The sequence below is a fragment of the Aequorivita sp. IT1183 genome, assembly GCF_058068265.1.
In genome coordinates this window covers 105,602-126,607 of the sequence record NZ_JBYRHS010000006.1, presented here as the reverse complement: position 1 = coordinate 126,607, position 21,006 = coordinate 105,602, and the positions used below count along the sequence as shown (strand labels likewise).

Sequence of the window (21,006 nt, the reverse complement as noted above, 5' to 3'; positions counted from 1 at the left end):
ATTGACTTTATGAAAAAATTAGGAGTCGTAATCACAGATGGAGTAGGTTTCCGCAATTTTGTGCTGAGTGATTTCTTGATGGAAGCAGAGAAGAATTTTAACGAGGTGGTTATATTCTCCTGTCTACCAGCTTCAGTCTATGTCGGAATTACAGATTGCCGGGTCATTGAGCTTGATGTTTTTGAGGAGCATTTTTTCACTTGGTTTTTCCGAAAAGCGAAAGAGGTAGCGCATCTTCAAAATCATAAAAAGGGTAATTTCGGAATTACCGATAATTTAAAGGCCAATAAATCTAAAAGTAAGAGTCCGCGAGGATATGCCACGCGATTTATATTAGGGCTTACTAGGTTCTTGCACAGTGAAAAATGGATTTCTGTTTTCAATAAACTCCAGCAAAACACTTTCAAGAACAAACCGATTACCAAGGTTTATTTTGAAATATTAAAAAACGAAAAACCAAATCAACTTTTCTTTACGCATCAGCGTCCACCTTATATTGCGCCTTTGGTATATGCAGCACAAAAATTAAAAATTAATACTTCAGCCTTTATTTTCAGTTGGGACAATTTGGCTTCGAAGGGAAGAATGGCGGCCGATTTTGAAAATTATTTAGTTTGGAGTGAATTGATGAAAAGCGATCTGCTTCGTTTTTACAAAAATGTGAAACCCGAAGCGGTAGAAGTTGTTGGCACGCCACAGTTTGAGCCTTATATACTGCCGAGATACGCTAGCTCCAAAGAAAATTTTCAACGAAGCTTAGGCTTGAATCCTGATTTAAAAACGGTATGTTTCAGTTGTGGTGATATTTCTACCAGCAAAAATGATGAACTTTATATTGAAACAATAGCGGAAGCTTTGAAAAATGGGGAGCTTCCGAATGTCAATTTTATGGTGCGTACTTCCCCGGCCGAAGACCCGATTCGGTTTAAGGAGATTTCAGATAAATATTCCTTTATTGTTTGGAATTATCCCGATTGGAAAGTGAGCCGCTACGGGCATCAAGAGGCTTGGTCGCAACGCGTACCTTCTGTGGAAGATGTAAAGAAATTACGTGCTATCCTTGAATTTTCAGACGTAAGCATCAATATGCTTTCTACCATGAGCCTCGATTTTATGGAGTTTGATAAGCCAGTGATAAACCCTGTTTTTGGCACGGAAAGTAATGGCCTCTACAATGACGGTCGTTTCCTGAATTATGAACATATAGAATATGTGGTAAACAGTCAGGCCACTAGAATAGCGAAGAATAAACTGGAATTGATTGAAGCTGTAAATTTCTATCTAAGAAACCCAGATGCTAATTATGCGGAAAGACAACAATTACTGGTACAACAAATAGGAAAGCCCTTAAAAGACACCAGCAAACATATTGCCAAAACATTGAAGCGATGGGCTTAGGAACTAAAAAATTAGCGGTGCTTTGCGATTATAGATTGATGCCTGATAGAATAGGGGGCATGGATTATTTTTTTTGGCAGTTTGACGCTGCCTGTAAAACAAAGAACATTGCTGTAGATTGGTTTTTTCCGAATGATGGGAATCACGGCGATTATAACAAATTGACTATTATTCCCGCAGAGGAGAAGTCGATTGAAAGTTTGTTTTTGGTGCATTTACAGAAAGACAAACCTGCATATTCCCACGTAATCACTCACTTTTTAGAATTATGTACTCCTTTTTTTAAGGCGGTAAAGCAGACTATTCCAGTCAAGATTATTGCTGTGGACCACAATCCACGGCCATTAGAGGGCTATCCATTAAAAAAGAAAGTATTTAAACGAATCAAGGGTTTTCTTTATTCAAAATATATAGACGTTTTCGTTGGCGTATCCCAATACACAGTTAATGAATTAATACGCGATTTTGGCAATCAAATCGATTCTAAGATTGTGATGATTCATAATGGTTTATTGAGTGATAATTTTATAATAAAAAAATCTTATCGGAAACCTATTTCATTTATTGTAGCGTGCCATCTTAGAAAAAGCAAAGGGGTTCAGGATTTATTGGTGGCGATAAATAACTTAGAAAAGGAATTTAGAGGAAAAATTAAAATTGATATTTTTGGTAATGGACCTTACGAACAGGACTTAAGAGATTTGGCAAAAAATTTAATTGCTGAAAATATAATAGAGTTTAAGGGGAGTGTCCCTAACCTTTATCAAATATATCATGAATATGACATTCTTATTCATCCCTCACAGGCTGAAACCTTTTGTTATACTGTTTTGGAGAGTCTAATTTGTAAAGTGCCAGTAATTACTACTAGAAATATTGGGAATGTTTTGAATATCGTTGAGGAATATAAAAATGGTTTTCTTTTTGAGGCTGAAAATCATGAACAACTCACATCATTATTAAAGAGTATCATTAAAAAGAATGAGATAATTAAATTTGCTAGTATTAAAAATCTTTCTGAAACATTCAGCATCGAAATTATGCTAAAGAACTACCTGAATTTATTGAAATGAAAATCGCCTTCCTAACCCCTGAATATCCTCACGAAAAAACTGGCAAGTCAGGTGGCTTAGGAACTAGTATATTAAATCTGGCCACAGGCTTGGTTTATCTAGGCCATCAAGTTTCGGTGCTGGTTTATCAACAAAAGGAGGATGCTCTTTTCGATGACAATGGCATCACAATTTACCAAATAAAAAACATAAAAGTTAAGGGCCTGTCCCTGCTACTTACCCAACAAAAAGTGCAGTGGCTCATCAATAAACTATACGCGAAAAATACACTAGAAATAGTAGAAGCACCGGATTGGACTGGCTTTACAGCTTTTGTAAACCCAAGATGTCCCTTGGTGATTCGCTTAAATGGCAGCGACACTTATTTTTGCCATTTAGATAAACGCTCCGTGAAAGCTAAAAACAAGTTTCTGGAAAAACGAGCTTTGCAAAATGCAGATGGTATAATTTCCGTAAGCCAGTTTACGGCAGAGGTTACTAAAAGATTGTTTGCCCTTAATAAGGAAATAACTGTAATCCCTAATTCCATAGACATTAGTAAGTTTCGACCAAAAAACATAGAAACTGAGGATGCCACAATCTTGTATTTTGGAACCTTGATTCAAAAAAAAGGACTATTGGAACTACCTTTTATTTTTAATGAAGTACTAAAAAAGCATCCGTTGGCAAAACTTGTTTTAATAGGGAAAGACAGTGCCGACAAGCAATCGGGAAGCATCTCAACTTGGCAGTTGATGCAACCGCTCTTCACTCCAGAGGCTTTAAAAAATGTAGAGTACAAAGGGTTGGTGCCTTATACCGAAATAATCGACCACATAGCCAAAGCCACTGTCTGCGTTTTTCCTACCTTCGCAGAGGCACTGCCGGTATCGTGGATCGAGGCCATGGCTTTAAAAAAGGCCATTGTCGCTTCAAATATTGGTTGGGCAAAGGAGGTGGTGGATGATGGGAATGATGGATTTTTGGTCCATCCAACAGATCATTCGCTATTCGCCGAGAAAATTACCCAGCTTTTGGAAGACCAAGTATTGCGACATTCTTTTGGGGAAGCAGCGAGAAAAAAAGTGGAACAACGGTTTGCCATGGAAATTGTAGCAGAACAAAGTGTGAATTATTATGAGAAATTTATAAAACAATGATCCTACTGCTGCACAAAAATAATAATATTGTATCCGTAAAGGGAGTAACAGATTTTTCAGCCTATGTAGGAAATGATTTGGTTTCAGCTATTTTCAGAATTGCAGAAAAATTTCCAGAGGCCTTGCTCGTTTGGTGCGCTGAAGAATTAAAGACCTTTTTAAATATTGATGGCCTAAACTCTATCTTTCATCATAAACGGGTAATGGCTTCGTTCTCTGTCTCTGGACAACATTTTCTATCAGACCGCATTGGTTATGTAGAGGATTCTCCCTTTCTAAAAATAAATAGAGATGTAATCTATCCCACTTGGCTTATGAGTAGTGATGTGGGCGGTGTCTATGCTGAAATATTATTACAATTCCAAGCGCTAAAGCGTCTAGAAAACTTTGAATATTTTCTAAACTCACTAGCGAAAAACGGACAGCCAAAAGGGCTGCTCTGTTATTCAACCCCTTTTTTACTGCAGAGCAAAAATGGAAAAGCACCACTTAGATTTCAATATAAATTTTCTCAGAATACTTTATTTCGTTTTGTAAAACAGCATTATAGAACGCGGTGGGTGTTTTTATTATTTTTGAATCTATTTATTTACGAAAAGAAATTCCCTGTAATCTCTTTTCTGAAAAGTTTCTTTTATAGAAAATTTACGATTGTTGACAAATTGTCAAAGTCGGATTTTAATAGTGATAAAACTAAGAAAATTGAAAAGCAGATAGATGTAGTAATTCCTACCATAGGACGTAAGCTGTATTTACACGATGTTTTAAAAGATCTTTCAGAACAAACATTGTTGCCCCAAAATGTAATTATTGTAGAACAAAACCCCGACCCAATTTCTCAAACTGACCTTAATTATCTGCAGAGTGAATCGTGGCCATTTAGAATTATCCATAAATTTATTCATAAAACAGGTGCATGCAATGCACGGAACATTGCACTTAATGAAGTGAAATCGCCATGGGTTTTTCTTGCAGATGATGACATTCGCATTCCAAATGACTTTCTTAATGAATGTTTTCATTTTATTGAGAAATATAATTCAAATGTATTTACGGTAAGCTGTCTAAAGGTAAATGAGTCGGAACAAATAACTGATGTTTTGCAATGGGGAACTTTTGGGTCTGGATGTAGTATAATATCTAATAAAATTGCTAAAAAAGTTAAATTTGACATTGGCTATGAACATGGTTTTGGGGAAGATGCAGACTTTGGCATGCAAATTCGTAATATAGGTGTAGATATACTTTATAACCCCTTTATTAAATTGGTTCACTTAAAAGCACCCATTGGAGGGTTTAGAAATAAGGTGCTTCTACCTTGGGAAGATGAAAATATTTCTCCAAAACCTTCCCCAACAGTTATGCTGTTTAAAATAAAACATAACACTCGCGAACAAATTTTAGGTTATAAGACGGTATTATTCTTTAAGTTTTACAGCAGACAAGCCATCAAAAACCCTTTGAAGTATATGAAAATAATGAAAGGGAGATGGGAGAAAAGTGTTTTTTGGGCTAAAAAACTTTAAGCATTATGAAATTCTCTCTCATTATCTGTACCTATATGCGACCACAGCCTTTACTGAAGCTACTTACTTCAGTAGAAAAGCAGTCACTGTACCCAAATGAAATCCTGATTGTGGACGGCTCTATAGATAATGCTACCGAAGGTGAACTTCAAAAGCACTTTTTTGAAAATTTAAAGTATTTAAAAGTAACTGAAAAGGAGCGCGGCCTGACCCGGCAGCGTAATTTTGGGATCGAAAAAGTTGGAGATGAGATAGAAATAGTCTGCTTTTTGGACGACGATACTATTTTGACCGAAACTTATTTTGAAGAACTTTTAAAAACCTATTCCATCCATCCCGAAGCTTTGGGAGTGGGAGGGTATATTATTAATGAAGTTGCATGGCAAAAAAATGACGACCTTGATGGGGCGCAGTTTGGATTGTCAGGTCGAGCGCAGTCGAGACCTAATGAATATTCCTACGATGGCTGGACACGCAAAGATGGGTCACGCTTTGTACTTCGTAAAAAACTTGGGCTGGATGCAGATAGGCCGCCAGCGCACTTTCCAGATTTTGGACACGGTAGGAGCGTAAGTTTTCTTCCACCCAGCGGAAAGATATATGAAGTGGAACAGTTTATGGGTGGAGTCGCTTCCTATAAAAAGAAAGTACTGGAGACTGAGAAATTCTCTGAATATTTTGAAGGCTATGGCCTTTACGAGGATGCCGATTTTACACTTCGGCTATCCAATATTGGGAAGCTATATGTAAATACTGCTGCCCAGCTTTTGCATTATCACGAAGCATCGGGTCGGCCAGACTTTTACAAATATGGTAAAATGGTGGTCAGAAATGGATGGTATGTTTGGCGTGTAAAACACCCTAACCCATCTTTAAAAGCGCGTTTTAAATGGAACGCTACGTCATTTTTGCTAACTGTGATTCGTTTCAGTAACGCGCTGACGACCTCTAATAAAAAAGATGCTTTTAAGGAAGCATGTGGAAGGGTATCTGGTTGGTTCAGTTTATTGTGGGACGCGAGAAAAATATCACCTAATTAATTTATAAATGTTTTACTTTAATTCCGATTTAAAAAAATATAAGCACTATTCTGGTAAGAATGGTATTATCTTGTTGTTGATGCATCAAGGCCTTTGGGCATTGTTTGTTTACCGAATTAATTCAGCTATTTATAGGTCAAACATACCTCAAGTTTTCAAGAAAATTTTGTTAGTGTTCTGCGTGCTCAGTCAGAAATGGATTGAGATTGTTGCGGGTATTTCTATTCCATATACGGCGCAAATAGGCCATTCTTTTTATATTGGCCATTTTGGAAATATAATTATTAATGCGAAGGCGGTGATTGGTAATAATTGCAATATTTCACAAGGGGTTACAATAGGTGTGAGTGGGAGAGGAGAAAAACGCGGCGTTCCCGTGATTGGTAATAATGTTTATATTGGTGCAAATGCGACCGTAGCAGGGCAGATAAAAGTTCATGATAATTCGGTAATAGCTGCCAATTCTTTAGTGATAAAGGATGTGCCTGAGAATACTACGATTTTGGGAGTGCCTGCGGAGCCAATTAACATGAATAGTTCGAAAGATTATATATTTTGAAGTTTTTGGTAATTACATCGGCGCCTACATTTTATAAGGACTCAGATTATCGTGCTTATGCGCCTTATGTGATGGAAATGAATATATGGTTTAAAAGTGCTGACCAAATAACCATTGTTTCTCCTACCAAGTACGATAAGCCTTTACTTAAAGCATCTTTTTTTGCTAAGAACATAAAATTGGTAGGAATTCCCAACCTTATAATGATTTACCATTGGAGTACGTTAAAGCTTCTGGTTCTAATTCCTTTTGTGTTTTTTAAGATATGTAAAGAAATGAGTCACGCTGACCATATCCATCTGCGATGTCCTGGTAATATTGGTCTGTTGGGATGTATTGCACAGGTATTCTTTCCGAAGAAAAAAAAGACTACCAAATATGCCGGCAATTGGGACCCAAAGGCAAAACAACCTTGGAGCTACCGCCTGCAAAAATGGATTCTTTCAAATACCTTCTTAACGCGGAATATGAAAGTACTTGTTTACGGGGAATGGCCCGAACAATCCAAAAATATTAAGCCTTTTTTTACCGCTAGCTATTCGGAAGAGAAAATTGAGGAGATTGTCACAAAGAACTATAATGATACCTTGCGTTTTATTTTTGTAGGAACGCTTGCCAAAGGAAAACGTCCGCTTTATGCACTTCAAATAGTAGAAAATTTAAGGAATAAGGGAATCGACTGTCAGCTGGATTTATACGGGGAAGGAGTGCAGCGTGAGGTTCTTGAAGAATACATTATTGAAAAAAAGCTGGGTAACTTTGTCAAGCTGCATGGAAACCAAGCTTCAGAGGTTGTAGAAGCCGCCTATAAACAAAGTCATTTTTTGATCTTGCCGTCGCAATCTGAGGGTTGGCCAAAAGTAGTGGCAGAGGCTATGTTTAGGGGTGTTGTGCCGTTGGTAACGCCAATTTCCTGTGTGCCTTGGATGCTGGATCACGGAAACCGGGGGATATTACTAACTTTGGACGTGGAAGATGATACTGAAAGAATACTGGAGTTATTAGGACGTAAGGAAGTTTTGCAGCAAATGGCTGTTCAAGGTTCTAAATGGAGTCATCAATATACATTAGAGGTGTTTGAAGCGGAACTTAAAAAATTGATTTAATGCGGGTATTGCAACTTATAGATTCCCTAAATCCAGGTGGTGCCGAACGCGTGGCGGTCAATATTGCCAATGCTTTGAGCAGCGTGGGGGTGGATTCGTATTTGTGTGCCACTAGAAAGGAAGGGGAGCTTAAAAACGAATTGGATGCAAAAGTGGGTTATTGCTTTTTGAATAAGCGTAGCGCTTTAGATTTTGGAGCGTTATTGAAATTGACACGATTTGTTAAGCAAAATGATATTGATATTGTTCACGCACATTCTACTTCTTATTTTTTTGCAACTCTGTTAAAAATCACAGTTTCAAATGTGAAAATAGTTTGGCACGATCACTACGGCAAAAGCGAAATGCTAAGCGATCGAAAGCATTTATTGTTGACATTTTGCAGTAATTCTTTTGCAGCCATTATTTCAGTAAACAAGCTTTTGAAAAATTGGGCAGAAGAGAAATTAAAAACAAATAAAGTATTTTATCTTTCCAACTTTGTGAGTTCTGATAAATCGCAACCATCCATTGTTCTAGAAAACAGTAATTCCTTAAAGATAATTTGTGTCGCCAATTTAAGGCCACAAAAAGATCATATAAATCTTTTAAAAGCTTATAAAATAATTCAGGAAAGGAAATTGAATGTTTCATTGCATTTTATTGGAGCAATTGATGATAAGAGAAATACAGCCGCAATAGAAAGTTTTATTTTCGATAATAATCTAAATGATGTATATATTTATGGATCACAAACAGGGATTCATCAGATATTAAAAACTGCAGATATTGGGGTTCTGTCTTCATTTTCAGAGGGGTTGCCTATATCTTTATTGGAATACGGCTCCGCTAGGTTGCCTGTAATATGTACAGATGTGGGCGAATGCAAAGAGGTTGTAAACGGCTTTGGGAAAATTGTGCCTCCCAAAAATGCGGAGGCCCTTGCGGCAGCACTTCTATTTTATATTAAAAATGAAGAAAAAAGGATTGCTGATGGGATGGCTTTTTCAGTACATATTGCAGAAAATTATGCAGAAGACGCCATAATCCCTAAATTGCTAAATATTTATAAAGATATAAGCCAATAAAACTTTCTCAGAACATATTTTACTTTCAACTTTTGGCGTTCCACATCGCCTTAGGCTTTGCTGTTTTTACATTTAATGCGCTATCCAAATACTATCTAATAGCGATCTGTTTTTATTTCTTGTATCGGATTATTTCCAATGCAAACCGCAAAGATGAAGTGCTTTTGGCTGCTGGTTATATTACAGGTTTTGAAGTGCTATCTAGAATGACGGGTGGGGCAATTAGTTATGAATTTGCTAAATACGCAGTTATTGGGTTTGTATTGATAGGTATGTTTTACAAAGGGTTTAAAAAGTCTTCTTGGCCCTACCTACTTTATACAGTGTTTTTAGTTCCTGGGATTGTATTTTCTATTATTAATCTAAACTACGATACAAATGTTGGGAATGCTATTGGATTTAACTTAAGTGGGCCAATTTGCTTAGGGATTGCATCATTGTATTGTTACGACAGGAAAATACCAATGGTACGTATGCAGACTATCTTATTTGCTGTGCTTCTGCCTATAGTTTCTATTACTGTTTATTTGTTTCTATATTCCCCAAGTATTCGTGACGTACTAACAGGTACTGGTTCTAACTTCGCGGCCTCGGGTGGGTTTGGACCCAATCAAGTTTCGACAGTTTTGGGGTTGGGTGCGTTTATACTTTTTACACGAATATTCACTGTTAAGAACAGGCTTATCAATATTGTTGAGATAATTCTCTTGTCAGTAATGGGGTATCGTGCGCTGATTACCTTTTCGCGTGGCGGCGTAATAACCGCAATAGCATGTACAGTCTTATTCTTAGTAGTATTATATTTAAAGTCTGGAGTAAAACAGAAGCTTTATTTGTTGCCGAAAATAGCTATTATGGGAGCTGTAATTGTTGGTGTATGGATAATTAGTTCGTTTGCTACCATGGGCTTAATTCAAAATAGATATGCAAATGAAGATGCGGCAGGAAGGGAAAAGGGGGAAATTGGAACTGGACGAGCTGCGATATTTGAAACTGAATTAGACGCTTTTAAAGAGGCTCCATTTACAGGAATAGGCGTAGGAAAATCGAAGGAATATAGGGCAGAACAAACAAATATAGAAGCTGCCAGCCATAATGAAATAAGCCGCTTATTATCTGAGCACGGATTATTTGGAATTTTAGCATTGGTGATTTTGCTAATAACTCCTTTAGCATTTGGATTGCAGCATCAATCGAACATATATTTATATTCTTTTTTATGTTTCTGGTTTTTTACCATTAACCACTCCTCAATGCGGATAGCCGCGCCAGCGTTTATATATGCCTTAAGTTTGTTGAAGATAGATTATGCACCAAAGAAGAAGACTGCTCTACATAGGAAATAAACTGGCCGCTCACGGAAAGCCGCCGACTGCTATCGATTTGCTTTCAGGGAAACTGCAAGACGAAGGGTACTCGGTAATTTCGGCTTCTTCTAAAAAGAAGAGATTAATCAGAATGATCGATATGATAGTGGTTACTATCAAAAACCGGAACAACGTAGATCTAGTTTTAATTGATACCTATAGCACTAAAAACTTTTATTATGCCGTTGTAATTGGTTGGATATGCCGCTTGTTTAAATTGCCTTATGTTCCCATTTTGCACGGTGGAAATCTTCCCGACAGATTAAAGCGCAATCCAAGTTTAAGTAAGACTCTCTTTGGGAAGGCTTTTGCAAATGTTTCCCCTTCAAGATATATGATGGAGATGTTCAAGAATCAGGGGTTTAAAAGCTTAACTTATATCCCCAACACTTTAGAAATAGAAAATTATCCTTTTCAGCTTAGAGAGTTAGTAAAACCAAAGTTATTATGGGTGCGTTCTTTTTCTGAAATATATAATCCGTTGTTGGCCTTGGAAATCGTAGAAATGCTGAAGAAGAATGGAAGAGATGTCTCGCTGTGCATGGTTGGGCCAGATAAAGATGGTTCTATGATTCGTTGTAAGAAAATAGCAGAAGAATTAAAGTTGCCTGTTACTTTTACAGGGTTATTAGAAAAGAAAGAATGGATAGCACTTTCAAAAGATTACGATATTTTCATAAACACAACCAATTTTGATAATATGCCTGTAAGCGTAATGGAAGCTATGGCTTTGGGGCTTCCGGTTATTTCCACAAACGTAGGCGGTTTGCCTTTTTTAATTCAAAATGAAATTGACGGTATATTGGTTCCGCCTAATAATTCAGAATTTTTTGTGAAAGCCATTGAAGCGCTTTGTTTGGACGAATTAAAAGCACAAAAAATAGCTACAAATGCAAGAATTAAAATTGAAACGTTTGATTGGAATAAAGTAAAACAACAATGGATAAAACTATTGGAATCTTAATTTTTAAATAAATTTGTATTTTATTGAAAGCTTTGAAAAATTGATAGTTAAAATCGTAATTTCGAACTTTTAACCGTTTTGAGTTGTCGACAACCTACAACAGACAACCAACATCCCACAACTGATAATGGCCAAAAGCAATATCCATTTTGATATTTCCGAAAGAAAAGTACTGCTTCGTATCTTGGATATTGTCCATGTATTGGCATTGCTTTATTTGATGGGTATCGTTTTTGATTTTGATTATTTCAAAATTAATGCAGAACACTGGATGTGGTCCATAGTTTTGTCTGCGTACCTTACAGTGTTTGCGACAATTTTTGAACTCTATAATCTTCAAAAAGCAAGTAAGTTTAACGTGGTTGTAAAAAACGTAATTATCACTTCTTCGGTAACCGTACTTTTTTATTTACTTACTCCATTTTATACTCCTGAACTGCCTTCAAATCGGTTGCAGATAGTTTATTTCTTTATTGCTATAAACATGGCGATGTTGACTTGGCGGTATGCATATATCATTCTTATTTCGGCACCTCGTTTTTATAAAAGAGTGGTGCTAATTGCCCATGCTCAAGATGTGGATGAAATAGTCGCTTCTCTTCAAAAGTCTGATCCCAATTATCGGGTTATCGGATTTTTTAATACGGGCCCAAGTGATTCTACGATTATTAATAACCTAGAAATAGACGCAATATCCATCACTGATATCTGTATGCTGGCAGAAGATACAAATGTTTCTGAAGTAGTAGTTGGCACACCACTTTCGGAGGGTATGACGGTTGAACTTAACAAACAGTTGATAAAACTACTTGAAAGCGGAATTCCAATCCGTGAATATACTCAAGTATACGAGGAATTGACTCACAGAATACCCGTGCAGCACGTAGAAAAGGATTTTTATCGATACTTCCCGTTCAGCAGAAGCAACCAAAACAAGCTTTATTTATTTTTTAGTAGAATTACCGACTTGCTATTTTCAGTAGTTGGACTTGCTTTCGGAATACTATTGCTGCCAATTTTATTAATAGGAAATTTATTTGGAAATCGAGGGCCATTATTTTACACTCAAAAGCGAGTTGGTAAAAACGGTAAACGTTTCAGAATATATAAACTGCGAAGCATGATAAAAAATGCAGAAAAGCACGGCGCCCAGTTTGCGAAAGTAAAGGATAAGCGTATTACGAAATTCGGTCTATTTTTAAGAAGATCTCGGATAGATGAAATTCCACAATTTATAAATGTTTTAAAAGGCGAAATGAGCGTAATAGGTCCGCGTCCTGAACGTCCCGAATTTGTAAAAGGTCTTATAAAGGAAATACCTTTTTATGAAGTGCGCCACCTCATAAAACCCGGTCTAACAGGTTGGGCACAGGTAAATGCCAAATATGGTTCTAGCAATGAGGATTCTCTTGAAAAACTACAGTATGATTTATATTATATGAAGCATCGAGGCCTTTTTCTAGATATTACAATTATGATTAAAACGCTTAGTACCATATTGTTTTTCAGGGGACAGTGATTTGATGGTTATCTAAAATTGACTAATTGGGAGCAGGAGAATTGGAAACTGGAAGCAGGACGTTTGGACTCGATACGAGATTGGATTGGTGAGCAAAACGGATAGTTTATACCAAAGCCAAGGCAAAGCCATAGCAAAGCCATAGTAAAGCCATTAAAATGTAAGAAAACAACTATTTTTTCCTACAAATTTTAAATTAATAAAATCTCCAGTAAATCCACTCTTCGAAGTGTGGACTTGTTTTTATTTCTAAATTGAAAATTTGGATATTTTCGTTTTACTTCCCACATCGAATGAGAGATTTTTAATCAGACTAAATATCATAAATCAATTCCGAATCTACCCCTCCCTTTGAAGGGAGGCTGGGAGGGATGTTTTTCCAATTTCAAAGAGAGAATTTTTTTAATCCTGCTAACATATCATTAATCAATTCCGAATCTACTCCTCCCTTTGAAGGGAGGCTGGGAGGGATGTATTTCCTACTTCAAAGAAATAAATTTTTAAATCTTGCTCACATATCATAAATCAATTCCGAATCTACCCCTCCCTTTGAAGGGAGGCTGGGAGGGATGTTTTTCCAGGTTCAAAGAAAGATTTTTTTAATCCTGCTAACATATCATAAATCAATTCCGAATCTACCCCTCCCTTTGAAGGGAGGCTGGGAGGGATGTTTTTCCCACTTCAAAGAAATAAATTTTTAAATCTTGCTCACATATCATAAATTAATTCCGAATCTACCCCTCCCTTTGAAGGGAGGCTGGGGGATGTTTTTCCCACTTCAAAGAAAGAATTTTTTTAATCTTGCTAACATATCATAAATCAATTCCGAATCTACCCCTCCCTTTGAAGGGAGGTTGGGAGGGATGTTTTTCCAGGTTCAAAGAAAGAATTTTTTTAATCTTGCTAACATATCATAAATCAATTCCGAATCTACCCCTCCCTTTGAAGGGAGGTTGGGAGGGATGTTTTTCCCACTTCGAAGAAATAAATTTTTAAATCTTGCTCACATATCATAAATCAATTCCGAATCTACCCCTCCCTTTGAAGGGAGGCTGGGAGGGATGTTATTAAACCTGTCCCACACTCGTTGCTTCAGCAGCTTGAGAAGGCAGGGATGAAATAAAATACATCAAATAAACATAGCGAACAGCCAGCGCAATTAATAGCGGTAACAAAGCAATCGCAAATTCCTGTACGCCCGTTATCCAATGAATAGTTAATAGTGCTAAAAACAGTATCAGCATTACCGTATACCTTTTTAATTTTGGAGAAACTTGACTTTTCGAAATTGCGAAAAATAACACGACCGAAATAGGAAAGGCCCACAACAAATTGTAATTGTTGGCAGTAGCAGTATGATCTGTAGCGAACCAAAGAAATAAAAGTAATATACCTACAAGACCGGTAAAAGTAAATATAGCAGCGTCCAGATAACGGCTTCGGGTCGCTCTTTTGTAGTCGCGGTAGGTTATAAAAATAATCAACAATCCCAGTATGCCCAAAATAAACAACGGACTTAAAAGAAAATTGGATCCATCTGTTTTAGGCGTGTTTTCAAAAAGAACAGTAGTTTTTTTAACCAAATTATCTTCTGCACCAGCTCTGTAAATCACAGCATTAGCGGCTCCCTCATACACGTAATCAGGTAGAAATTGGTATTCTATAGGTTTTGCTGTTCTATCTATAACAGCGCCTAAAGCAATGTCTATACCCATACTTCCCCAACTGTTGGCAACGAGATTCTGCTGTATAAGCTCTCGGAAAGTAAATACTTCGGTTATGTGATCTTCTTTATATTCCAGCTTATCGCCAAGAACTATCTGTACAACATCGCGAATTTTAGTAGCGCAATTGTCGTAAAAGAAATCGTATTTATATTTTTTGTTTTCGGGTCTGGCATTGTTCCACAGAAAGTCTGAAACAGCCTGCTTTTCAGCATAGCTGAGGTTTAGGATCTGCTCTTTAACCCAACGATTTTGGGTTACATAACTTTCAAAAAACGGCTGATAATAACTTACACCTAGTTCATAAAGCAGTTTTCCCTGTGCGAATTTTGTGTAGAAATTTGGTGTGTCGAAATCGAACTTTCCGTAATTAAAAACTACATCAACCCCATTTAAAGTATCTTGGATCCTGAATGCGCTGTGCCCAAACTTATCGTAAAGCTCTGGTCCCGGACCAATTGTAATAATGCTAACTTCGGAAGTTTCAGATAGTGGAACAAACTGTGCTTTTGCTGAAACACTTAAAAGAATAATAAAAAAAAGTATGCAATTTTTCACCACGAAGACACGAATATTATTGTTAGCTGTTTATTTTTTGGAATATAAAATTTCATCGAAAAACATCCCAGTCCAATTTCAATGAAAACACATTGGAGTATAAGGCTGCGCTTTGATCGCCAATGTCTGTTAGTGCATAATCCACTTGAATACCTTTATAACGGAAACCAACGCCTATATTAGGTTGAAAACCTACAGAATCACTACCATCCAGTTGTTGAATATTCTGAAAATTACCAACGCCGCCACGCACATAAACCATATCTATATAAGCAAATTCAAGTCCCATAGAAGGAGTAATACTTGCGAGGGAAGTAGAGATAACATCGTTGGTTTCAGCAAATCTGAAATTGAGATCCACTTCTGCCAAAAACGAAAAATCGTAGTGATAAATAAACTTTCGAGCCATTCCCAACTGTAGTTTTGGAATCGTTATTTCGGTAGTTTCTGGCAGCTCTTGATTTTGGCCTTCCACTGCACCTTGAATTTCAGCAAATTTTTCTTCATCAATACTCCACGCGTTAAAAGTAGTGGTAATGTCGCGCGCCATAATTCCGAACATCCATTTATCGTTTCTAAATTGAATTCCGGCATCAAGTCCGAAACCCCAAGATGAGGCAAATTCACCAATAATTCGTCTAATAACTTTGGCATTTACACCAAAATTCAATCCATCAAGTGGCAACTTGCGAGCGTATGAAAACGTAACTCCATAATCTGCAGTTGAAAAAAGACTAATACGGTTATAATCAATGTTTCCTTCACTATCAATTAGCTGGGTAGTATTCAAAATATCATCAACGCCAAAACGAATTATCGAAAGCCCAACGGCGCTTCTATCGTCGAGTGGCATTGCAAAAGCAGCGTAGTCATAACTCGCAATATTTGCGAAATAGGAAGCGTGCATCAATGAAATTTGTTTGTCTTCCAGATTTACCAAACCCGCTGGATTCCAGTAACCAGAGTTAACATCGCCAGACGATGCCACTACGGCATTGCTCATTCCAAAAGCGGCTGCATCAACACCAATGTTCATAAATTCGTTGGAATACTTACGCACGGTTTGTGCGCTCAGTGTAACTGAAGTAAGTATTAGAAGAAGTAAAATTTTCTTTTTCAATCTCAAAAATTTGGACAAATATGGCACTATTTTACAGAATACTAAACTATAAATTTCTGCACATATTGTGTTTTAGTAGCATTGGACGAAAATACTTTGTTATTTTTACATTGAATTTAAAGAATTCGTAGAAAACGCTCCTTAATTAAACTTCTTTCCTTTGAAATGCATCCGATGAAAGACACGCGAACGTGAGGAAAGTAGACTTGTTTGCGGAATTGTTTTTAAAGAATAAAACATCAAATTCAAATTGATAACTAACATTATGAATATTATAAAACAAGTACCCAATATAATCACTTCACTAAACATTCTTTGTGGATGCGTTGCTATACTTTTTGCAACTTCGGGCGATTTGATTACTGCTTCCTTTTTTGTTTTCCTCGGAATTTTCTTCGACTTTTTTGATGGGCTAGCAGCACGTTTGCTGAATGCGCAAAGCGAAGTTGGGCTTCAATTAGATTCGCTTGCAGATGTTATTACTAGTGGAGTTGCACCAGGAATTATAATGTACCAACTATTGAACCTATCTTATTTCGGGCATATGCAAACACTTACCGAAACATTTTCTATGGATGGGTGGAACGTTGGATTTAAAAATTATCTGCCGTTAATTGGATTGATGATAGTAATTGCCTCTGCATATCGTTTGGCGAAATTCAATGTAGATACCCGGCAAACTTCGGGTTTTATTGGCTTGCCAACTCCAGCAAACACACTACTTATTTTAAGTTTACCGTTAATTTTACAGTACCAATATTCTCATTTTGCGGAAAGCATCATCCTCAACAAATGGTTTTTAATAGGAATGACGCTACTTAGCAGTATATTACTCAATGCAGAAATACCTCTTTTTGCATTAAAATTTAAAACTTGGGATTTTAAAAGCAACGCCGTTCGCTATATCTTTTTAATACTTTGTGTGGTGCTTTTAGTACTGCTGAAGTTTTTGGCGATACCTTTTATAATCCTGCTTTATATATTGCTTTCGTTGTTTAACCACAAAGAGCACTAAGAAGGCACAAAGAGCACAAAGAAATCTCTGTGAACTTAGTGTAAACATTGTGTTCTTTGAGGTTAAAAAGGGGAATCACAAAGAGCACTAAGAAAATTTACGAACATAGATTATTAGTGGATTATCCCTGTTAAATTTAGTAGAATGACAGAAAACCAAATTGCCAATAAGATTATAGGTTGTGCTTTGGAAGTTCATAAAGCGCTTGGTCCAGGGTTGTTGGAATCTGCATATGAAGAATGTCTTTTTTATAAATTATCAAAGGAAGGGCTGGTTGTTGAGAAGCAAAAACCAATGCCACTCATATTTGAAGAGGTGAAACTGAAAGTTGGCTATCGCATTGATATTTTGGTTGAAAATAAGGTCGTAATCGAAATAAAAAGTGTGGAAGAATTGAACGATGTTCATTTAGTACAAACACTTACTTATATGAGGCTCGGTGGTTTTAAATTGGGACTTCTTATCAATTTTAATGTTAGTTTATTAAAGCTTGGTATCAGAAGGGTTATAAACGGAGAATTGTAGATATAAAACATAGTGTAAGCATTGTGTGCTTTGTGGTTAAAAAGGGGGAACCACGAAGGGCACTAAGAAGGCACCAAGTGCACAGAGATTTCTTTGTGAACTCAGTGTAAACATTGTGTCCTTTGTGGTTAAAAATTCTGTGGTTGCTTCTAAAACTCCAACTTCTTCTTCCGAAGTTCAAAATTTTGTCCTAGATATACTTTTCGAACCATTTCATCTGCAGCCAATTCTTCAGGCATACCGTGTTTTAGGATGCTTCCTTCAAACATTAAATAGGTTCTGTCAGTTATGGCAAGCGTTTCCTGCACGTTGTGATCGGTTATAAGTATACCGATGTTTTTATTTTTAAGTTGCGCCACAATACGCTGAATGTCTTCCACCGCCACAGGATCTACCCCAGCAAATGGTTCATCCAAAAGAATAAAATGTGGATCCGTTGCCAAGGCGCGTGCAATTTCAGTTCTTCGTCTTTCACCACCGCTTAAAAGATCGCCACGGTTTTTACGAATGTGGCCTAAACCAAACTCTTCAATTAACGATTCCATCTTTGCTCGTTGCTCTTTTTTAGAGAGTTTCGTAAGTTGTAAAACGCTTAAAATATTGTCTTCAACACTTAATTTTCTGAAAACAGAAGCTTCCTGCGCCAAATAACCAATCCCGTTCTGTGCACGTTTGTACATAGGGTATTTGGTGATATCTGTGCCTTCTAAAAAAATCTGACCGCCGTTTGGCTTTATCAACCCAACTATCATATAAAAAGAAGTTGTTTTTCCTGCGCCGTTTGGACCGAGCAGACCAACAATTTCTCCTTGATTTACTTCAACAGAGATTCCCTTTACAACCTTTCGGCCTTTATAGGATTTCATTAAATTTTCGGCTTTTAGCTTCATTCAGTAAGTGTTTCCGTTGATAGAACGTTAAATGTACTATATAATTTTCCGAAGAAAAAATTAAGATTGTTGTGCATCAAGCGCTTCCCAATATTCAAAAGCTCTGCGCAGATGCGGAATAACTATAGTTCCACCAATAAGTAATGAAATACTCATGCCTTCAACTACTTCTTCTTTGGTAAGTCCTAATTTGTGGCATTCTTCTAAATGGTAACGTACGCAATCGTCGCAACGCAATACCAATGAATTTCCCAAACCTAAAAGCTCCTTTGTTTTCTTCGGAAGAACGCCTTCCATATATGCGTTGGTGTCTAAATTGAAAATACGCTTGATAATTTTGTTATTATCTGAAAGCATCTTTTCATTCATCTTTTCGCGGTAGGCGTTAAATTCTTCAACTTGATTGTTTTTCATCTGTCGTATATAATATGAAGTTCTTCGTTTTAAATGCTAATGCGGGCGATAAATTGCGAGCCTACAGTGTGTTTATGCTTTTTTCCTTTTTCGTTCTTCTTTCAACTGATTTCTTATAACCACTTTTGAAATATAGATACTCACTTCGTATAAAACAACGATTGGGATAGCCACAATTATCTGGCTCACAATATCTGGGGGAGTAATTACCGCTGAAAGAACTAGCACGATTATTAAGGCAAATTTGCGGTTCTTCCGAAGAATTTCGGGGGTAACCAGTCCTATTTTTGTGAGTATGTACATAAGGATTGGCAATTCAAAAACAATGCCGCAGGCCAATACCGAAGTACGTACTAAGGAAATATAACTATCTAAATCAAAATCATTAAAGACCTCTTTACTTACTTGATAATTTCCTAAAAAGTTGATGGAAAGTGGAGTAATAAGGTAATACCCAAAAAGCACTCCTAAAAAGAAAAGAAAGGAGGCTACGAAAATAAAACCACGACTAGATTTGCGTTCCTTTTCTTTTAAACCTGGTCGAATAAACTTCCAAAATTCATAAAGTATATATGGAAAAGCTATAATAATACCCGCATAGATAGAGGTCCACATATGCGCAGAAAACTGCCCAGCCATCGTTCTACTTTGAATTCGGAAAGGCATTTCTTTAAAACAGAAAGTGTCCATCCCCAAGGAGCGCGAAATATTGCAAAACATTCTATAGGTTGGAAAATCTGGATGCTTAGGGCCGAAAATTAGCGTGTCGAAAATAAAATCCTTAAAAGCAAATGCGATTAACGCCAATACTACTACGGCAAGTGTAGAGCGAATTAAGTGCCAACGCAGTTCTTCCAAGTGATCCAAGAAGGACATTTCTTTTTCTGGGGAACCAAGTTTCTTCATTATATAATGCCCTCCTTAGTAAGATTATGAATGTGTACAACACCACTATATTTGCCTTTTTCTTCAGCAAGAATTTGAGTTATACCATATTTGTCCATCATTTCCATTGCTTCAACAGCCATAGCGTTGTTGGCGATTCTTTTAGGATTATGGGTCATAATATCTTTTGCGGTTAAGCCAGCAAAGTTATCTGTTTTCGTCAACATACGTCGTAAATCGCCATCAGTAATAATACCTACAATTAAATCATTTTCAACCACTGCAGTTACGCCCAGCATTTTTTCTGAAATTTCAACAATTACTTTTTTAACATCAGTATCTGGTGAAACTTGAGGCTTTTCGTTTAAAGAGGTAAGATTGCTTACTCGAAGGTATAATTTTTTTCCCAAGGAACCACCCGGATGAAATTTCGCAAAGTCTTTACTCGAAAATCCGCGAAGGTCTAAAAGGCACATTGCTAAGGCATCGCCAATTACCAATTGTGCGGTGGTACTTGTTGTGGGCGCTAAATTATTTGGGCAAGCTTCTTTTTCTACATAAGCATTCAGCACAAAATCTGCTTGTTGGCCTAAAAAGGATTCCCTATTACCAGTTATGGCTATTAATTTATTGCCAATAGCTTTTATTAATGGGACCAAAACTTTTATTTCTGGGGTATTTCCGCTTTTTGAGATACAGATAACGGTATCGTTTTCTTGTACCGTTCCTAAATCTCCATGGATAGCATCTGCTGCATGCATAAAGATTGAAGGCGTGCCCGTAGAATTTAAAGTTGCCACTATTTTAGTGGCAATGTTGGCGCTTTTGCCGATTCCGGTAACAATTACGCGACCTTTTGAGTTATAAATGTAATTAACTGCACCTGCGAACTCTTCATTTACTAAATGTGCCAAATTCGCAATGGCTTTACTCTCAGTTTCTATGGTGTTTTTGGCTACGGAAATAATTCTCTCTTGCTTGTTCAAAATTTTAATGCTTTTGAATGTTTGTAACTGTATCAGAAATTAGTATATTTAGAATAGAATTATATCAATTCGTTAATCTTAATATAGATACTTTCGTTTAAGATGCAGTCAACGTAATACGGTTGCAAAAT

General features: G+C 36.8%; 19 protein-coding genes. 13 read left to right on the top strand and 6 right to left on the bottom strand.

Going from position 1 to position 21,006, the window contains the following annotated elements; translation table 11 throughout:
• Positions 1-9: 9 nt before the first annotated feature.
• From AC3RVF_RS13255 to AC3RVF_RS13205, 11 genes are all read left to right on the top strand, one after another.
• On the top strand, positions 10-1,398 hold the full coding sequence (locus tag AC3RVF_RS13255) for a hypothetical protein (RefSeq protein WP_489693554.1): 1,389 nt from the start codon (positions 10-12) through the stop codon (positions 1,396-1,398).
• On the top strand, positions 1,389-2,471 hold the full coding sequence (locus AC3RVF_RS13250; protein WP_489693553.1) for a glycosyltransferase family 4 protein: 1,083 nt from the start codon (positions 1,389-1,391) through the stop codon (positions 2,469-2,471). The genes AC3RVF_RS13255 and AC3RVF_RS13250 overlap by 10 nt, the downstream gene beginning before the upstream one ends.
• Positions 2,468-3,610, top strand: a complete 1,143-nt coding sequence (locus tag AC3RVF_RS13245; protein ID WP_489693552.1) for a glycosyltransferase family 4 protein — start codon at positions 2,468-2,470, stop codon at positions 3,608-3,610. The genes AC3RVF_RS13250 and AC3RVF_RS13245 overlap by 4 nt, the downstream gene beginning before the upstream one ends.
• On the top strand, positions 3,607-5,136 hold the full coding sequence (locus AC3RVF_RS13240) for a glycosyltransferase family 2 protein (RefSeq protein ID WP_489693551.1): 1,530 nt from the start codon (positions 3,607-3,609) through the stop codon (positions 5,134-5,136). Before AC3RVF_RS13245 ends, AC3RVF_RS13240 begins: the two co-directional genes overlap by 4 nt.
• A 5-nt stretch (positions 5,137-5,141) precedes the next feature.
• Positions 5,142-6,176 carry a glycosyltransferase family 2 protein gene (locus AC3RVF_RS13235; RefSeq protein WP_489693550.1) on the top strand — a complete coding sequence of 345 codons (1,035 nt, stop codon included), beginning with the start codon at positions 5,142-5,144 and terminating at the stop codon, positions 6,174-6,176.
• A gap of 7 nt (positions 6,177-6,183) precedes the next feature.
• The gene (locus tag AC3RVF_RS13230) at positions 6,184-6,735 is read left to right on the top strand and encodes a serine O-acetyltransferase (protein ID WP_489693549.1); all 552 of its coding nucleotides are present in this window, start codon (positions 6,184-6,186) and stop codon (positions 6,733-6,735) included.
• A complete protein-coding gene (locus AC3RVF_RS13225; protein WP_489693548.1) occupies positions 6,732-7,841 on the top strand; it encodes a glycosyltransferase family 4 protein in 1,110 nt (369 codons plus the stop codon). The genes AC3RVF_RS13230 and AC3RVF_RS13225 overlap by 4 nt, the downstream gene beginning before the upstream one ends.
• Entirely contained in the window at positions 7,841-8,908 is a 1,068-nt protein-coding gene (locus AC3RVF_RS13220; protein ID WP_489693547.1) for a glycosyltransferase, read from the top strand. Before AC3RVF_RS13225 ends, AC3RVF_RS13220 begins: the two co-directional genes overlap by 1 nt.
• A gap of 32 nt (positions 8,909-8,940) precedes the next feature.
• The gene (locus tag AC3RVF_RS13215; RefSeq protein ID WP_489693546.1) at positions 8,941-10,254 is read left to right on the top strand and encodes an O-antigen ligase family protein; all 1,314 of its coding nucleotides are present in this window, start codon (positions 8,941-8,943) and stop codon (positions 10,252-10,254) included.
• A complete protein-coding gene (locus AC3RVF_RS13210; RefSeq protein ID WP_489693545.1) occupies positions 10,217-11,239 on the top strand; it encodes a glycosyltransferase family 4 protein in 1,023 nt (340 codons plus the stop codon). Before AC3RVF_RS13215 ends, AC3RVF_RS13210 begins: the two co-directional genes overlap by 38 nt.
• Positions 11,240-11,366: 127 nt before the next feature.
• Positions 11,367-12,758 carry a sugar transferase gene (locus tag AC3RVF_RS13205; RefSeq protein ID WP_489693544.1) on the top strand — a complete coding sequence of 464 codons (1,392 nt, stop codon included), beginning with the start codon at positions 11,367-11,369 and terminating at the stop codon, positions 12,756-12,758.
• Positions 12,759-13,825: 1,067 nt separating this feature from the next.
• Here the strand turns inward: AC3RVF_RS13205 and AC3RVF_RS13200 are convergent.
• Positions 13,826-15,040, bottom strand: coding sequence for a lipoprotein N-acyltransferase Lnb domain-containing protein (locus tag AC3RVF_RS13200; RefSeq protein WP_489693543.1), 1,215 nt, complete (start codon positions 15,038-15,040; stop codon positions 13,826-13,828).
• A 52-nt stretch (positions 15,041-15,092) separates the two neighbouring features.
• Positions 15,093-16,160, bottom strand: coding sequence for a putative type IX sorting system protein PorV2 (locus AC3RVF_RS13195; protein WP_489691703.1), 1,068 nt, complete (start codon positions 16,158-16,160; stop codon positions 15,093-15,095).
• Positions 16,161-16,425: 265 nt separating this feature from the next.
• Here AC3RVF_RS13195 and AC3RVF_RS13190 point away from each other — a divergent pair, with 265 nt between their 5' ends.
• Together AC3RVF_RS13190 and AC3RVF_RS13185 are read left to right on the top strand one after the other, a co-directional pair.
• Positions 16,426-17,175 (top strand): CDP-alcohol phosphatidyltransferase family protein, encoded by a 750-nt coding sequence (locus AC3RVF_RS13190; RefSeq protein WP_489691702.1) that lies wholly within the window; start codon positions 16,426-16,428, stop codon positions 17,173-17,175.
• Between the two features lie 144 nt (positions 17,176-17,319).
• A complete protein-coding gene (locus AC3RVF_RS13185; RefSeq protein WP_489691701.1) occupies positions 17,320-17,700 on the top strand; it encodes a GxxExxY protein in 381 nt (126 codons plus the stop codon).
• Positions 17,701-17,849: 149 nt separating this feature from the next.
• Here AC3RVF_RS13185 and lptB read toward each other — a convergent pair whose 3' ends face one another.
• The 4 genes from lptB to AC3RVF_RS13165 all read right to left on the bottom strand — a co-directional run bounded on the left by lptB (position 17,850) and on the right by AC3RVF_RS13165 (position 20,875).
• On the bottom strand, positions 17,850-18,590 hold the full coding sequence (lptB, locus tag AC3RVF_RS13180; RefSeq protein ID WP_489691700.1) for an LPS export ABC transporter ATP-binding protein: 741 nt from the start codon (positions 18,588-18,590) through the stop codon (positions 17,850-17,852).
• Between the two features lie 60 nt (positions 18,591-18,650).
• A complete protein-coding gene (locus AC3RVF_RS13175; RefSeq protein WP_489691699.1) occupies positions 18,651-19,004 on the bottom strand; it encodes a carboxymuconolactone decarboxylase family protein in 354 nt (117 codons plus the stop codon).
• A gap of 72 nt (positions 19,005-19,076) precedes the next feature.
• Entirely contained in the window at positions 19,077-19,910 is an 834-nt protein-coding gene (gene tatC, locus AC3RVF_RS13170; protein ID WP_489693542.1) for a twin-arginine translocase subunit TatC, read from the bottom strand.
• A complete protein-coding gene (locus AC3RVF_RS13165) occupies positions 19,910-20,875 on the bottom strand; it encodes a KpsF/GutQ family sugar-phosphate isomerase (RefSeq protein ID WP_489691697.1) in 966 nt (321 codons plus the stop codon). The genes tatC and AC3RVF_RS13165 overlap by 1 nt, the downstream gene beginning before the upstream one ends.
• Positions 20,876-21,006 lie beyond the last annotated feature (131 nt).

Bases quoted from the DNA above. Each gene is read 5' to 3' on its own strand.
- AC3RVF_RS13255 (WP_489693554.1), top strand. From the start codon at position 10: ATGAAAAAATTAGGAGTCGTAATCACAGATGGAGTAGGTTTCCGCAAT.
- AC3RVF_RS13250 (WP_489693553.1), top strand. From the start codon at position 1,389: ATGGGCTTAGGAACTAAAAAATTAGCGGTGCTTTGCGATTATAGATTG.
- AC3RVF_RS13245 (WP_489693552.1), top strand. From the start codon at position 2,468: ATGAAAATCGCCTTCCTAACCCCTGAATATCCTCACGAAAAAACTGGC.
- AC3RVF_RS13240 (WP_489693551.1), top strand. From the start codon at position 3,607: ATGATCCTACTGCTGCACAAAAATAATAATATTGTATCCGTAAAGGGA.
- AC3RVF_RS13235 (WP_489693550.1), top strand. From the start codon at position 5,142: ATGAAATTCTCTCTCATTATCTGTACCTATATGCGACCACAGCCTTTA.
- AC3RVF_RS13230 (WP_489693549.1), top strand. From the start codon at position 6,184: ATGTTTTACTTTAATTCCGATTTAAAAAAATATAAGCACTATTCTGGT.
- AC3RVF_RS13220 (WP_489693547.1), top strand. From the start codon at position 7,841: ATGCGGGTATTGCAACTTATAGATTCCCTAAATCCAGGTGGTGCCGAA.
- AC3RVF_RS13210 (WP_489693545.1), top strand. From the start codon at position 10,217: ATGCACCAAAGAAGAAGACTGCTCTACATAGGAAATAAACTGGCCGCT.
- AC3RVF_RS13205 (WP_489693544.1), top strand. From the start codon at position 11,367: ATGGCCAAAAGCAATATCCATTTTGATATTTCCGAAAGAAAAGTACTG.
- AC3RVF_RS13190 (WP_489691702.1), top strand. From the start codon at position 16,426: ATGAATATTATAAAACAAGTACCCAATATAATCACTTCACTAAACATT.
- AC3RVF_RS13185 (WP_489691701.1), top strand. From the start codon at position 17,320: ATGACAGAAAACCAAATTGCCAATAAGATTATAGGTTGTGCTTTGGAA.
- lptB (WP_489691700.1), bottom strand. From the start codon at position 18,590: ATGAAGCTAAAAGCCGAAAATTTAATGAAATCCTATAAAGGCCGAAAG.
- AC3RVF_RS13175 (WP_489691699.1), bottom strand. From the start codon at position 19,004: ATGAAAAACAATCAAGTTGAAGAATTTAACGCCTACCGCGAAAAGATG.
- tatC (WP_489693542.1), bottom strand. From the start codon at position 19,910: ATGAAGAAACTTGGTTCCCCAGAAAAAGAAATGTCCTTCTTGGATCAC.